The sequence below is a fragment of the Streptomyces sp. NBC_00876 genome, from assembly GCF_045207435.1.
Lineage (GTDB): Bacteria > Actinomycetota > Actinomycetes > Streptomycetales > Streptomycetaceae > Streptomyces.
The window spans coordinates 7879952-7893426 of the sequence record NZ_CP108800.1 but is presented as its reverse complement, the minus strand read 5'-3'; the positions used below and the strand labels follow the sequence as shown (position 1 = coordinate 7893426).

Genomic DNA, 13475 nt, shown 5'->3' with positions numbered 1-13475 from the left:
TCTGCCCGCCGTCCGTCGCAGTCACGGGCCGGTGGAACACCGGGTCCACACGGGCCGGGGAGCCAGATCCGGGTCAGCCCGTCGCATGGGTGATCCGTTTCAGGTGGTAGTAGTCGGCAACGCAGGTCCCGGGCCACAGCGTGCGGCCGTGATTGCCGAAAGGATCGCGCATCTGCCCCACCGACGTCGGTACGTACGGCAGGACTTCGGCACCCTGCCGTACCTGCTCCCGCAGACGTCCGTCCTGGCGATCCCAGTGGGCCGCCCGGTCGGCCATGTCCCGCTCGAGGCCGATCAGGGGAACGGCGAGCCCCACGCAGGTCACCGCGCACAACAGCGCCGCCGCAGCCGTCAGCGCAGCGGCGGATCCGGGGGCGTCGCGCAGGGTTCTGCCCAGCAGGGCGCCGACTCCGGCGAGCAGCAGTACGTACACGAAGAGGTAGTCGTTCCAGGTGCGGGTTCCATACGTCAGCATGCTGTGCCCGAAGGCGGGCAGGGTGATCAGGGTGCAGAGGTATCCGGCCACCAGGAGCGCGGCCACGCCGGCCAGGGCAGGAAGGAGCGGCCGGCTGAGCAGCGGGCCGTCTGTCCGCGCGTCGGCGTCACGCAGCAGGACGCCCAGCAGAACGCCGACGGACACCGCGCCAAGGTAGGTCCAAGTGGTCAGGACGATGGTCAGGATGTCGCCGAACATGCGCAGTGCCGTGCTCAGCGACTGAGGGTCCGCGATGGACGTGGCATCGGTGCCGAACCGGGCGCGGCGTACACGTGAGCCGGGCGACGTGTAGAGGACGATCACCCCCACGAGCAGGGCGGCCAACGCGACGCCGCACCAGCGGCGGGTGCGGGTGCGCTCGGGCCCGGGCACCCAGCGGAAGCTGAGGAGCAGCGCGGTGCAGAGCAGCACACCCGCCGTGACCGATGCCCCTTCGGACAGAGTGCCGATGAACAGACCCGCCAGGACACAGACGCAGAGGGCGAGTACGTGTCCCCGACGCGTCCGGGCCCGCAGGAACGGGATCACCGCCGCGGCTGCCAGGACCGGGGCGAGTGTGTGGGAGACGGAGGAAGCCGGCCAGTAGAACGTCTTGTACGTGTTCGGGGTGGCGAAGAGGAACACCGCCACAACCATCGAGGCGACGAGGAGCGGGACCCCGCGTGGTGCGGTCCGCCCGGCACGGTGCAGGACAGCGACAACCAGCGCCCACACGGCAGTAAGGATCAGCACCCCGCTGACTGCGGCGTACCACTGGTGCCCCGCCACGCCGAAGGACCCGTACAACGCGACCATCAGGGCGTTCGCGATGCGCCCGTTGTCGTGGAGGTAGAACTTCCCGATCATGCCCGCGACGCCGTCGTCCCGCAGCACGGGCAGGAAACACCAGTCGTCGCCGCCGGGCCGCACCAGCCGGCCGATCCACATCGCCGCGCCCAGCAGGCCCAACGGGAAGACGGCCAGGACGGCCGCCCAGAACGCGGCGCCGAACCTGGGTCCGGTGCCGCGGCCGATCTGGCGATACGTGTCCCCGGTGGACTGCGGGGTGCCTGCCGTTCCCGATGTCTCCGTGGTCATGGGTGTGACGGTGCCATTCGTTCGATGCCTCTGTTGGGTGTGGCGGGGTGGTGCAGTACGAGTTCAGTCGCCGGTCCGGCCGGAGCGGGTGCCGGCAGTCACCTGCTCGGGCTCCGGTGGCAGGGAAGCAGCCGCGCCGGAGGTGATCGCCCACCGGGCGACCAGGAACGAGAACGGAGTGGCGAGAATCCCCGCAGCAAGGGCAGCGATGTTCTTGCCGATGCCGAGATGACTCACCCCGATGTAGAGAAGGGCCCCGGAAAGCACGAGATTGACGAGGCTCGACAGCGGATAGCGGAGAAACGACCGCCATGTCGGCCTGATCCGCAGAGTGATGAAGGAGTTGAGCATGAATGATCCGACAATACTGACGCAGTATCCAATGAAATGTGAGGCCAGATACGGGATCCAGCTGTTGAGTGTCGCGTACGTTGCCAGATAGACCGCTGTATTGACGACGCCGATCATCGCGAAGGCGAGGAACTGGCGCAGGGTGCGGGATCATGCGGAACCGGAGGATTTCGAAGCACTGCTCCTGGTGCCTATCGGCGGCTTCGGAGCAGGCGGGCCCGGGTGGTCACTTGATTCCCGGACCAGGTAGTGCGGCCGGTTCTTCGTCTCGCCGTAGATACGCCCGACGTATTCACCGACGATCCCGAGAGTCACCAGCTGAATCCCACCGAGTGCCACCACAGCCGTCAGCAGACTGGTGAATCCCGGAACTCCGACGCCGTTGCGCGCCACGCCCACGATGATCCACAGGGCGTATCCCATCGCGGCCAGGGCAAGCAGCAGACCCGCGTAGATGGCGAGACGCAAGGGACGATTGTTGAAGGAGATCAGCCCGTCGATGCCGTAGTTGAGCAGCCGTCTGCCGCCCCACTTGGAGCGCCCCGCCACCCGCTCGGCATTGTGATATGTGAAACTGACGGTATCGAAGCCGATCCAGGAGAAGATTCCCTTGGAAAAGCGGTTCGACTCGGGGAGGGAGATCACGCTGTCCACCGCGCGCCGTGACAGCAGCCGGAAGTCCCCTTCGCCGTCGACCACAGACACGTCCATGAAATGGCCCATGGTGCGGTAATAGGAGCGGCTGACGAATGATCGCAGCAGCCCTTCACCCTCGCGGTCCCGGCGGGCGATGACCTGGTCGTAGCCATTCCGGTGCAGCTCCAGCATCCGGGGCACGAGTTCGGGCGGATGCTGAAGGTCGGCGTCCATGAGAACCACAGAATCACCACGGCACATCCGCAGCCCGGCCAGCATGGCAGCTTCCTTGCCGAAGTTGCGGCTGAAGGCCGTATAGCGGACCCGTTCGTCGGTGAACGCCAGGTCGGTCAGCCGGGTCCTGGTGAGGTCATCACTGCCGTCATCCACATAACAGACCTCGAAACTCTCACCCGTCGGCTCGAGGACGTCGACAAGCGTACGGTGAAACACCCCTACGGCCTGCTCCTCGTTATAACACGGCACGACGATCGATAGTTGACAGTTCCTCATCCATTCCCCAATCAGGCGCGGGCATGAGCCCAATTGACCAAGATCATATTCCTGCAGCCTGACAAAGTAGCTGATCGACAGAAGGTGGCGGGGCGGTTCGGATTTCTATCCGGCCGAGTCGGCACCCGTGGCAAGCACCACCTGATCCGCGACGGACGTGGCATCCCGCTCAAGGTCATCACGACCGCGGCCAACGTCAGGACGTCACCCGGACGCTCCCCTTGGCCGACGGCATCCCGCCCTTCGCGGGCCGCCCAGTGCGGCCCCGCCGCAGACCTGGAGCTCTGCTTGGAGACAAGGGATACGACTCCAACGCCCCCGCGACGCACTGCGTCATCGGCGGATCCTGCCCATCATCTCCCGCACGGCATCACCGAACATCAAGGGCTTGGGCAAGCTCCGTGGCGGCCGTCATCGGTCCGCCTGGTACTCCAGCTTTAGATCGTGATCTTCATGCTGGAATCGCGGCTTGCCACGCGTGACTGGCTTGGGCTCCTGGCGGCGGCCTCGGGCTGGTGCGTAAGGTTCCCGGATGTTCGAGACACCAGAGGCGTTCGCGCGCAGCACTATCGAGCGCGAAGGAGAACGCGGAGCGGCGTGGCTCGCCGAACTGCCCCGGATCGTGGAAGAGCTGCTGGAGCACTGGGAGTGCGTGCCGGACGGGGAGGTCATGCACGGTGGTGTCGGAGTCATCGTCCCGGTGCGGCGGAGCGCCGGGGACACGGCTGTGTTCAAGGTGTCGTTTCCGCACCCCGGCAACGTCCACGAGCCAGATGCCTTGGCGGCGTGGGGTGGGCGCGGAGCCGTTCTGCTGCACGAGCGCGACGATGAGCGGTTCGCGATGCTGCTCGAACGTGCCCAGGCGTCAACGCTGGCCGAGATCGAAGACAGTGAGGAGATCGTGACGGTAGCAGGGCGGATCAGCCACCGGCTGGCCATCCCCGCGCCTGCCGGCCTGCCCCGGCTGCGGGAGCAGGCCGACGCCTGGGAGGAGCAGGTGCGCAAGGACGCCGAGGAGCTGACGCACCCGCTGTCGCCCTATGTGGTGGACGCCGCCGTGGCGACCATCCGCGAGCTGGGTCGCATTCAGCCGGACACCCTCATCCACGGTGACCTGCACGCCGGAAACATCCTGCGCGCCGACCGCGGGCCATGGCTGGCAGTCGACCCCAAGGGGTACGCGGGCGACCCGGCCTACGACGGCGGCACGCTGCTGAAGTCACGTGCGCTGACGCTCCTTGAATGCGACGACCTGCGTATAGCTCTCCACCGCGCCTTGGACGTCTTCACTGAGGCCGCGGAACTCGACCGCGACCGCACCCGGCGTTGGGCCCAGTTCCATGCCGTCCAGGCCGCATTCTGGGGCCGCCGTCATGGATTCCGTATTGCGCGCGGCGGACCACGCCTGGACTGGCTCACCGAATTCGCGGACCGCATGGCGGAGTTGCTCACGGCGCCGCACTTGGGATCGTGATCCTTCCGGCGGGGCGGAGCGGGAACGGGTGCGGCCACCAGTGATCATCGTGGTCTGTGAAGACAACGAACGATCAAGCAGTGGCCGCAGGTCACAGCGGACGGCATGCAGCACCTGCTCAGCCGGGCCGGCCGCAGGGCCAGGGGCGCTGGGAGGTGTGGTGCCTTCCGCACCGTGTCGGCAGCGCTGTCCCTCTCGTCGGGCGACGGTCTTGTCCGGGTGGAGGGGGCAGACAAGGATGGGGATCTTGTGCCGCGGTGGGCGGTACAGCGGAGGAGGGGCACAGGAACGTACGCACAGCACGGTTCCCGGGCGACGCAGCGGGGCGGGTATGGACGGACCAGGACTGGTTGGAACTGTTCAACAAGCGCAGCAAGCAGGTGTTCGACACCGAGGTCGCCGGGACCCCGGGAATCGCGGTGGACCGGGCGGGCCGCGTGGTGGTGCTGGTTAGGGGCGCGGCGAAGGGCACCTTACACGTGACCCGCCAACAGCCGGACGGGAGTTGGACGGAGCCGGCGGACCTGGGCGAGCCGATCGAGGGTGATCCCGTGGCCTCCCGGGCGGCCGACGGCCGGATCGGGGTGTTCTATCGCGGCCCCGGCAATGAACTCCGCGTCCTTGCTGAGAAAGGCGACGGCGGATGGGGGCCCGCCCTCACGGTGGCTGGGGAAATGACCGGGAACCCAGTTGTGGCACACCTGGCCGACGGCCGGATGGTGCTGCACTACATCAACGCCGAATACGGTGCGTTGTGGCATTGCTGGACCGCGTCGGCCGGACCAGAGGGATTCGCCCCCGAACTGCTCGGCGGTGGCAGCGCCGTTGCGCTGGCCGCCGGGCGGCTTGCGGACGGGCGTCAGGTGGCCTGGCACGTCAACGACCGTGGCGAGCTGTGGGAGATCGCGCAAGAAGGTCCCAACTCCAGCTGGGGCGGCTTCACTTACCAGGGCAATGGCGTGACTCCGACCCTTGCGGCGGGGATCGACGACAGGGGACACGCCCACCTGGCGTGGATCGATGACTCGGCGCTGACCGTACGGACCCGCAGGGGCGACGGCGTCTGGACGGACCCGGCCACCACCCGCCCCGACAGTGAGGAAGAGGGAGAGGAGTACAACCCCGGATACTCCGGCACCCCCTCGGTGATCTACCACCCGGCCACCGCGACGCTGGCGATCCTCACCTACAAAAGCCTCGCCCACTCCGCCTACTTCACCCCTCAGGGAACGCCACCCGAAAGGTCCGACGGCGCCTGGAATTCTGAATGCTGGGCCGTCAACATGGAAGAGCAGGTCGGCGGCGGCGTCGTGGCGGTTCCTGGAGGAGACGGCCGCATCGTCATGGCCTACATCACCAACGATCCCCGGCCCCGGCTCGGCGTTTCCGTCCTCGGCGCGCACATGTAGGCGTCACGCCCCGTCGATCCGCGCATCTTCCCCGTGCTCGGTATTCAAAGCGCCGACGCCGTTGCGCGGCGGGCAACGCGGGGTGAGGACAGGACCGGTCAACAACGCCCGTCCTGCCTTCGCCGCCTGGAGTGCGGACGAGGCTCCGGAGGAGTGGGCCTCTTGTTATTTGGGAGGGCCGGCTTGCCCGGCGCCTGAATGGGGTCCGGCCCCAGGGCCCCGGGGAGAGTCGCGATCGCCCGGTTTGATCATGGAATTCCGTGGAGGGTGAGGGTGGCTGCGGGATGGGTGTGGGCTCGTCGGCCGCTGGCGATGTTGGCCCATCCGGCGCGGTGGAGGGTGGCGCGGGCGAGATCGCGCAGGGCACTCATGACCGCGGGGGTGTGGTGGCGGCGGATCTGGCTGTCGTCTTCGGCGGAGGTCACGTCTTTGGTCCAGTGGACGGTGTTCTCAATGATCCAGTGGCCGCGTACCCAGGCGGCGATCTCAGCAGGAGACGCCTGGTGGGCCGCGAGATCGGTGACGGCGTAGACCGTCTCGGTCTGCCACTTCGATGTGCCGGTTCGGCGGCGTTTTCGGTGGATGCGAACAACCTGGCGGGCATGAGGAAACAGCAGGCCGTCCACGCTCACCACCTTCACCTCGCGGACCTCGTCACGGCCGTGTCCGCGGTCGCGGGAGCGGTTGAGGACCGGTGCCTGCTTCCAGGGCAGATTCGTCAACTGGCGAGCCAGGGTGGGCTGGTTGTCTTCACCGACAGCAAGTAGTGAGCCTGTCGGTCCTCGACGAGGTAACGGGCGTGGCTCGTCTGGGCGTGCAGTGCGTCGACGGTGACGACGGAGCCGGTCAGCTCCTGATCATCGAGGGTGTCCAGCAGCGGAGCGAACTCGGGTATCTCGTTCGTCTTCGCGCCGATCTCGCGCAGAGCGGCAGTCAGCGCATCGTGGTGGCGCACGGCGGTCAAGACGAAGACGCGGCTGCCGTCCGCGCGGACCGCTCCGCGCAGGCATTTGCCGTCCACGGCGAAGGCCGCCCGACGCGGTCGCGGCCGATCCGTCTCGCGTCGGGCGGTGTGGTGGGCGCGGCGCTGCTCGCGCTCGACGGTCCCGTCCGGGCCGGTCGGGCTGACCGGGCAGGGCTGGAGTGCGGTGAGCCTGGTGAAACCGGCGGCGGTGAGTAGCCCGGGGTCGAGGCGGGCGAACACGTCGCGCAGCGTGCGCTCGCCCGGCGCCTTGAACCGTCCGGTGAAGGGATCGAAGGGGCAGCCCAGGCGGGCCAGGACATCCTGGTCGCAGTGGCGTACCCACTCGGCGATGGCGGTCAGGGAGTTGTGTCCGGCGCTGGTGAGCGCACACACCCCGACCGCGAGCAACGTTGCCAGCCGGAACCGCACCCCGCGCGGATTACGCGGATCGGGCACCCGGGCCAGCGCGTCGAGCAGCCCGGACGGCACCAACGCCTCGGCCCGTGAGACCCCGGACGCGGCCTGCGGCAGGAGCGGAGCGGACGGGAAGGATGACGGCGCAACGAGCACGGCGACCTTACCGGGCCCGAACTGATGCGCCGCTCGGTGCGGTGAGTTCTTTGGTCATGAAGACGCGGCTGGTGCCCAGCGGATCACAGGGCACCTCGCCCAGACGCTTCCACCCGTGCTTCTGGTAAAAGCCGGGGGCCTGGAAGGTGATCGTGTAGAGCACGGCTGTGCGGCAGCCACGGGCGCGGGCCTCGTCCTCGGCCTGCCGGAGGATCCGTGTTCCCAGCCCGCCGCCACGCAGCCGGGGCGGCAGGTAAAAGAGGTCGAGGAAGAACAGCCCGAGCGAGGTCCGCCCGGTCAGCCCGCCGACCACCTGGCGCGTTGCGGGATCACGGACCAGGACGCCCAGAGATCTGCGGTCCGCGATTCCTGTGTGCTCGATGTTGAAGCGGTCCAGCGCGTCGGAGATCGCTGCGACGTCCTGTGGGGTGGGGGCGTCGGTGAGCACGAAGCCCGTGCGGGGTTCGGACTGGTGGGAGCCGGTGACGGCAGTGTCGGACGAAGTCATGATTGCTCCAATGTGTGTGCGGAGGCGGTTCGGCCCTGCGCGCGGGTGCGGTGAGGGTGAGCCCGGCGCACGTGCTGACGCTAGGACGGGGACGCTTCGACGGACGTCGAAGGGACGTCGGAGACAATGGACACCGTGGACATTCAGCGCGCAGGTCAGGACGTGGGGGTGGACCTGGCAGGGGTGGCCAAGCTGCTGGCCGACGGCACCCGGGCTGCCTTCTGCCTGGCGCTGCTCGACGGCCGGGCGTGGACGGCGAACGAGCTCGCGCGTTACGCCGGCATCGCAGCGTCCACCGCGACGTCACACCTGAACCTGCTCGTGAACGGCGGACTCCTCGTCGAGGAGCGACACGGACGCCACCGCTACGTACGGGTAGCCGACCGCAGAGTGGTCGAACTCATCGAGAGCCTCGCTGCGCTGGCTCCACAGCGCAACGCCCGGCCACTTTCCCTGTCGGCCTCCGGCCGACAGCAGGCACTGGCCCGCGCCCGGCTGTGCTACGACCACCTCGCCGGAACCGTCGCACTGGCCATCACCGACGCAATGGTCGAGCGCGGACTGCTGGAGTGGGGACCCGAGCCGGCCCTGACCGGCAACGGCGCCCTCTGGCTGTCCGAGACCGGCATCACAGTGCCCACCGGCTCACGCCGACCACCGGTACGCGCATGCCTCGACTGGACCGAGCGCCGTCCCCATCTGGCTGGCGCCGTGGGCGCCACGCTGTGCACCCACGCACTCACCTCTGGATGGATGACGCGCATCGGCACCACCCGCGCTCTCCTCGTGACACCCGCAGGACGCGAGGCATGGAACGACCTCCTCGGCCTGCCGCCGACTGAACTCTGATCCTGAACCGGGCCGGACTCCATCTCCTCCGGAAGCGGGTTCTCCTCGCCCAGTAGTCGATGCGGAACAAGTACCTTCTCGGCACTAGGATCTGGACGTGGCGATCAAGTATGAGTGGCAAGGCGACTTCGACGACGCATCCCTCAACAGATTGCACGCCGACGGTTTCGGCTCCCCGGTCGCTCAGACTGACTGGCAAGCACGGCTTGAGCGCCACAGCCTTGGCTGGGTCTGCGCGAGGGAGAACGGCAATCTGATCGGCTTCGTCAACGTTGTCTGGGACGGCGGAGCACACGCCTTCATTCTGGACACGGTGGTCGCCCGGCATCTTCGGTCAAGAGGGGTTGGCGCCGCGCTTGTCGCAGTCGCAGCCAAAGAAGCCCGTGCCGCGAAGTGCGAGTGGCTCCACGTCGACTTCGAGGAACATCTGCGTTCGTTCTATTTCGACGCCTGTGGCTTCCGGGAGACAGCAGCAGGGCTGATCGCGTTGTAACACCACGGGCCGACCCCCTCGGCCCCGTGCACACCGCCCCACTCATTCCCAGCGGTCACCCACCGTGTCGGCACCACAAAACCTGAGCCAGAACCCGAGAAATGACGTCGGTTCGTGGGACGGCCCGCCGCCCGGAAGGGCGTCGGGCCGTCGAAGCGGGTCAGGTTGAGGTCAGCCAGTTTGGGCGGAGTCGAGATGGCGGGTGTCACCGAGGCTGACGACTTGGCGGTTGTGGAAGAAGTCGTCTTCGCGCAGTGTGGTGATGCTGCCGGAGGGCGCCCGGAAGCTGGCATAGCCGGCTGACTCGATCGGCATCTTGATCCAGGACGCCACGACGCACGTGAGAGAGCCGCCGTGGGTCACGATGATCTGGTGTTCGCAAGGGTTCCGCAGGATCTCGTCCATGGCTGCGTAGATGCGCCGTGCCCACGACGCCTTGGTCTCCGCACCCTGCACGCCCTCGTCGTGGTCCATCCGTTCCCCGGCAGCCGGCGGTGGGATGAAGCGCCGGTCGAGCCACTCCTGCGGCCTCCCCTCCGCCTCGCCGTAGGACTTCTCCCGCAGCCTGCGATCCAGGACCGGCTTCACGCCGAATGCTTCGGCCACCTCATTGGCCGTCCGCAGGGTGCGCTGCAGATCCGAGGAGAACAGCTCCACCTCGGCGCCGTCCGGAATCTGGGACCGCATTGCCTGGGCGATGGAGACCGCCGCACGGACGCCGGCGGACGTCAGCTGCGAGTCATGCCATCCGCCAACAACTCCCTCGACGTGATGTGTCGCTTCCGGATGGGTGACGACGTAAAGAGTGCGCATGAGTGCGTGCCCTCCTGTATGTAGCGTCCTGCCTGGTTGCAGGCCGTAACTATGGAAGAGCGGGTTCGGAAGCATCAAGCGGGTTCTTCGGCTCGGGCTCGGGTGCTGGCGAGGCGGTGGGAGTCGGTGCCCGTCTCGATGATGGTGCCGTTGAAGGTGAGGCGGTCGACGATGGCCGCGCAGAGGCGGGGGGCGGTGAAGGTCTTGGTCCAGCCGCCGAAGGACTCGTTGGAGGCGGCGAACGCTGTTCTTCTCCTCGCGTTCGGTCAGGACCTGGAAGAGGAGTTCGGCTCCGTGGCGGTCGAGTTCCATGTTGCCGAGTTCGTCAATGCACAAAAGATCGACGTGGCCATGGCGGACGATGGTCTTGTTGAGCTGCTTCTCGTCGGCGGCCTCGACCAGTTCGTTCACCAGCTTCGTGGCGAGCGCGTAGCGGACGCGGTAGCCCTTCATCGCGGCCTCGGTGCCCAGCGCGATGAGCATGTGGGACTTGCCGGTTCCGGAGTCGCCGATCAGGCAGAGCGGCTGGCTCTTCTTGATCCATTCGCAGCTGGCGAGGGTATGGATGGTCGCCGCGTCGATGTTCGGGTTGGCGTCGAAGTCGAAGGCCCGAAGCGACTTCTCCCGCGGGAAGCCCGCTGCCTTGATCCGTCGTTCCGAGCGCCGACGGGCCCGGTCGTCGCACTCGGTCATCAGCAGTTCGGCGACGAAGCCGCGGTAGGTCATCTGGTCCTTGACCGCCCGGTCGGCGATCTCGTTGAACTCGTTACGGATCGACGGCAGCCGCAGCAGGCGGCAGGCGGTGTCGATCGCGGCGTCGGACGCCTCTTCGGTCAAGCCTCGCTGGCGGGGCAGAGTCACTGTGCTTCTCCCTCATGGTGGTCGCTGCCGCTCGTGCGGCGGCGTCGTAGCAGTTGGTCGTAGAGGGTCACCGACGGCAGTGGTCGGGTGTCCGGCGGCAGGTGCGCGAGGCGCCACTCGTGCAGCAACGTGACGGTCGCCGGCGTCTCGCCGGGCAGCCCGGGGGCGGATGCGCCGACGGTCGGCTCGTCCTCCGCCTGGGCGGCCTTGCGGGCTTCCAGGGCAACGGCATCAGCGGTCGGGGCGCCGGCCCGCAGGGCGGTCGCCAGACCCGCGACAACGTGTTCGTGGGCGAGGTGCCGGTTCAGCAGCAGGACCTCGATCAGCGCCCGGGTGCCGTCCCGCTCGCCCGCCGTAAGCCTTGCGGGCCTGGGCCCACCAGGCGTCATGGACCGGGATGAACTTGCCCGCTGACCGGGCCTGTTCCAGGGCCGAGGCGCCGGGGAAGGCGCCGGGCCTTCGGATGAGCGCTTCGAGGTTGCGGTGCGGATCAGGGTACGGCGGCCGCTCCGGTTCTGCTTGGGCAACTGGGCCAGGGCCAGCCGGGTGGTGGTGCTGTGGTCGGCCGCGGTGTAGCTGCCTGCATTGCCCGGCCGCAACACGGCGGCCGGCCACGGGCTCCCCCGACCCGCCCGGCCCATGGTCGACGAACGCGACCAGCGGACGATGCCCGAAGGTTCGCTTCCAGGTCGCGGTGGCGCCCTGCTTCTCGGAGTGCGCCAGGACCAGTACGCCGTCGATGTCCACGATGACCTGGCCGTTCGCGTCGGGGGCATCGGCCCTGGGCCAACTTCCTTACGCGCTCGCGCGCTTCGGCCCTGGCCCGGCGGATCGCCGCCAGCGCATGAGAGCCGGCCCCGGCCAGGGTGTCCACCAGGCTGGAGTCGGTGGGATCGGAGGCCACTGGTCCGAACAGCGCGGGCTCGGTCCGCAGCACCGTCAGGTCTGACAGGCAGTCCCTCTGACAAGCAGTCCCCGCGCACGCGGCCGCCAGTGCGAGGTCCCAGAAGGATCTTGCCCGGCTCGTGCACCGCCCTCGGCTTGCGCCACGGCGCCGGCGCCGCCGATATCGCCGTGTCCAGACCGGTCTTGCGGACGGTGTCCGCCGGCAGCACCCCGCAGGCCTGCGAGACCACCGCGCCGCCGTCGCCCTGGCCGCGGACAGTCAGATACGGCCCGATGCGCTTGCTCACCTGCTGGCAGGACCCTCACCGAGTCCCATCGTTGCAGGTCAGAAGCACTCTCCGTATATCTGATCAAAACCCGGACAAGCCCGCTCGCAAGGGCGCGAGGTTAGCCGTTTTCCCGGCCCGGCAGGGGCGCGCCCTCCAGGAAGGCGTGATAGGTCTCGACGGCTTCCGGATCGATTTCAGGGCTGGAGGGACCGTAGCGGGTGTCGGTGCGGTCCCGCTTCGGCCCGGAGACCCAGAACTCCTCGTTGGTCTGCACGTCGTAGAAGTTCGCATCGGACATCCCTCCTGCCCGCCGCAGTGTCCTCCCGTGAAAGAGCCCAGTGCTCCAGGTCTTCGAGAAGTCCACCCACCCGATCCACGAGGGTCCGCGGTCGGTGTTGTAACCAGTCATCAACTGCACGAACATGAGACGTCGAGGCATACGCTCAGGGTCCAGCACAGACCGCACTTGTGACCAGCCATTTTGCGGGCACCTACGAGACCCCGCGCCACCGCCGACAAGAGCTCGGACAGGTGGGTACGGCCCGATGCGCTCGTTCACCCGGAGAGTCCTTCCTTGCAGCGGGCAGAACCCCTGGCAAGTCCCATCGTTGCAGCTCAGCAGCGCTCTCCACCTCTCCGGTCAAGACCCGAACGCGCCCCCTCGTGAACGCCCGAGGCCAGGTGATCACGCAGCAGACAAGCTTGAGGAACGCTTCGTGGATGCCATCGCGGATCTCCCAGCGGACTCACAGGCGGCGAAAGCCGTGGATCCGGCGTTCGCGCGTTCCACGACCCAGCGGCCGGCGCCAAGGCCGGAGCAGTGTGGCACGCCGCGTCGTGCGATGACGGGCTCGATCCCACGTTTCCACAACAGGCGGCGGTACGTGTCGAAGTCGTAGCCACGGTCGGCGAACAGTTGCCGCGGCCGGTGGCGGGGCCTGCCGGTACGGCCCTTGACCGGGCACGGAAGGCTTCCCGGCAGGGGGCCGTGGTGCCACGTCTCACGGCCTCGGAAGCAGAGCCCCTCAGCCAACACCATCGGGCGGCGGCTCAGCGAAACGCGGACACCCCCGCGAAGAACACGGTCAGGACCGTGCACGCCGTCCCGCCGGCAACAAGGGCCGCCTGGGCCCGTCCGTTCCCAGCGAGGCGTGCCGCCCAGCCCGCACAGCAAGCGAGGTTGAGCGCGACCGACAGCGCAAGGAACAACGACAGCATCTGGACCTGACTCATGGCATCCCTCCGGGATTCTCCTCACGCCGGGCGGCGGAGGCGGATGCCGACAC

9 protein-coding genes and 6 pseudogenes are annotated in these 13475 nt (G+C 68.0%); 4 read left to right on the top strand and 11 right to left on the bottom strand.

The window, feature by feature from the left end:
• Positions 1-73: 73 nt before the first annotated feature.
• Positions 74-1573 (bottom strand): DUF6056 family protein, encoded by a 1500-nt coding sequence (locus OG782_RS34520; RefSeq protein WP_406457854.1) that lies wholly within the window; start codon positions 1571-1573, stop codon positions 74-76.
• A gap of 63 nt (positions 1574-1636) precedes the next feature.
• A pseudogene (locus tag OG782_RS34515) lies at positions 1637-3073 on the bottom strand (glycosyltransferase).
• A gap of 532 nt (positions 3074-3605) precedes the next feature.
• On the opposite strand from OG782_RS34515, the gene OG782_RS34510 reads away from it, so the two are divergent.
• Positions 3606-4547, top strand: a complete 942-nt coding sequence (locus OG782_RS34510) for an aminoglycoside phosphotransferase family protein (RefSeq protein WP_406457852.1) — start codon at positions 3606-3608, stop codon at positions 4545-4547.
• 350 nt (positions 4548-4897) lie between these two features.
• Positions 4898-5956, top strand: a complete 1059-nt coding sequence (locus OG782_RS34505) for a hypothetical protein (RefSeq protein ID WP_406457850.1) — start codon at positions 4898-4900, stop codon at positions 5954-5956.
• A 248-nt stretch (positions 5957-6204) separates the two neighbouring features.
• On the opposite strand, the pseudogene OG782_RS34500 reads toward OG782_RS34505, so the two are convergent.
• Both OG782_RS34500 and OG782_RS34495 read right to left on the bottom strand, forming a co-directional pair.
• A pseudogene (locus tag OG782_RS34500) lies at positions 6205-7490 on the bottom strand (ISAs1 family transposase).
• Positions 7491-7497: 7 nt separating this feature from the next.
• A complete protein-coding gene (locus tag OG782_RS34495) occupies positions 7498-7998 on the bottom strand; it encodes a GNAT family N-acetyltransferase (protein WP_097968167.1) in 501 nt (166 codons plus the stop codon).
• Positions 7999-8124: 126 nt separating this feature from the next.
• Between OG782_RS34495 and OG782_RS34490 the strand changes: the two genes are divergently transcribed.
• Complete coding sequence (locus OG782_RS34490; protein ID WP_406457848.1) at positions 8125-8847, top strand: ArsR/SmtB family transcription factor; 723 nt, start codon at positions 8125-8127, stop codon at positions 8845-8847.
• A gap of 97 nt (positions 8848-8944) precedes the next feature.
• The gene (locus OG782_RS34485; protein WP_406457846.1) at positions 8945-9340 is read left to right on the top strand and encodes a GNAT family N-acetyltransferase; all 396 of its coding nucleotides are present in this window, start codon (positions 8945-8947) and stop codon (positions 9338-9340) included.
• A 171-nt stretch (positions 9341-9511) separates the two neighbouring features.
• On the opposite strand, the pseudogene OG782_RS34480 reads toward OG782_RS34485, so the two are convergent.
• The 7 genes and pseudogenes from OG782_RS34480 to OG782_RS34450 form a co-directional block, all read right to left on the bottom strand.
• Positions 9512-10132 (bottom strand): annotated as a pseudogene (locus tag OG782_RS34480) (histidine phosphatase family protein); the annotation flags it as partial.
• Positions 10133-10227: 95 nt separating this feature from the next.
• Positions 10228-11014 (bottom strand): annotated as a pseudogene (gene istB / locus OG782_RS34475) (IS21-like element helper ATPase IstB).
• Positions 11011-11403 (bottom strand): hypothetical protein, encoded by a 393-nt coding sequence (locus OG782_RS34470; protein ID WP_406459481.1) that lies wholly within the window; start codon positions 11401-11403, stop codon positions 11011-11013. The pseudogene istB and the gene OG782_RS34470 overlap by 4 nt, the downstream one beginning before the upstream one ends.
• Before the next feature lie 93 nt (positions 11404-11496).
• Positions 11497-12207: pseudogene (locus tag OG782_RS34465) on the bottom strand (transposase); the annotation flags it as partial.
• 100 nt (positions 12208-12307) lie between these two features.
• Positions 12308-12487, bottom strand: coding sequence for a hypothetical protein (locus OG782_RS34460; RefSeq protein WP_406457844.1), 180 nt, complete (start codon positions 12485-12487; stop codon positions 12308-12310).
• A gap of 388 nt (positions 12488-12875) precedes the next feature.
• Positions 12876-13174, bottom strand: a pseudogene (locus OG782_RS34455) (IS5/IS1182 family transposase); the annotation flags it as partial.
• A 65-nt stretch (positions 13175-13239) separates the two neighbouring features.
• Positions 13240-13422, bottom strand: coding sequence for a hypothetical protein (locus OG782_RS34450; protein WP_406457842.1), 183 nt, complete (start codon positions 13420-13422; stop codon positions 13240-13242).
• Positions 13423-13475: the final 53 nt, after the last annotated feature.

Bases quoted from the DNA above. Each gene is read 5' to 3' on its own strand.
- OG782_RS34520 (WP_406457854.1), bottom strand. From the start codon at position 1,573: ATGACCACGGAGACATCGGGAACGGCAGGCACCCCGCAGTCCACCGGG.
- OG782_RS34510 (WP_406457852.1), top strand. From the start codon at position 3,606: ATGTTCGAGACACCAGAGGCGTTCGCGCGCAGCACTATCGAGCGCGAA.
- OG782_RS34495 (WP_097968167.1), bottom strand. From the start codon at position 7,998: ATGACTTCGTCCGACACTGCCGTCACCGGCTCCCACCAGTCCGAACCC.
- OG782_RS34490 (WP_406457848.1), top strand. From the start codon at position 8,125: ATGGACACCGTGGACATTCAGCGCGCAGGTCAGGACGTGGGGGTGGAC.
- OG782_RS34470 (WP_406459481.1), bottom strand. From the start codon at position 11,403: ATGACGCCTGGTGGGCCCAGGCCCGCAAGGCTTACGGCGGGCGAGCGG.
- OG782_RS34460 (WP_406457844.1), bottom strand. From the start codon at position 12,487: ATGTCCGATGCGAACTTCTACGACGTGCAGACCAACGAGGAGTTCTGG.
- OG782_RS34450 (WP_406457842.1), bottom strand. From the start codon at position 13,422: ATGAGTCAGGTCCAGATGCTGTCGTTGTTCCTTGCGCTGTCGGTCGCG.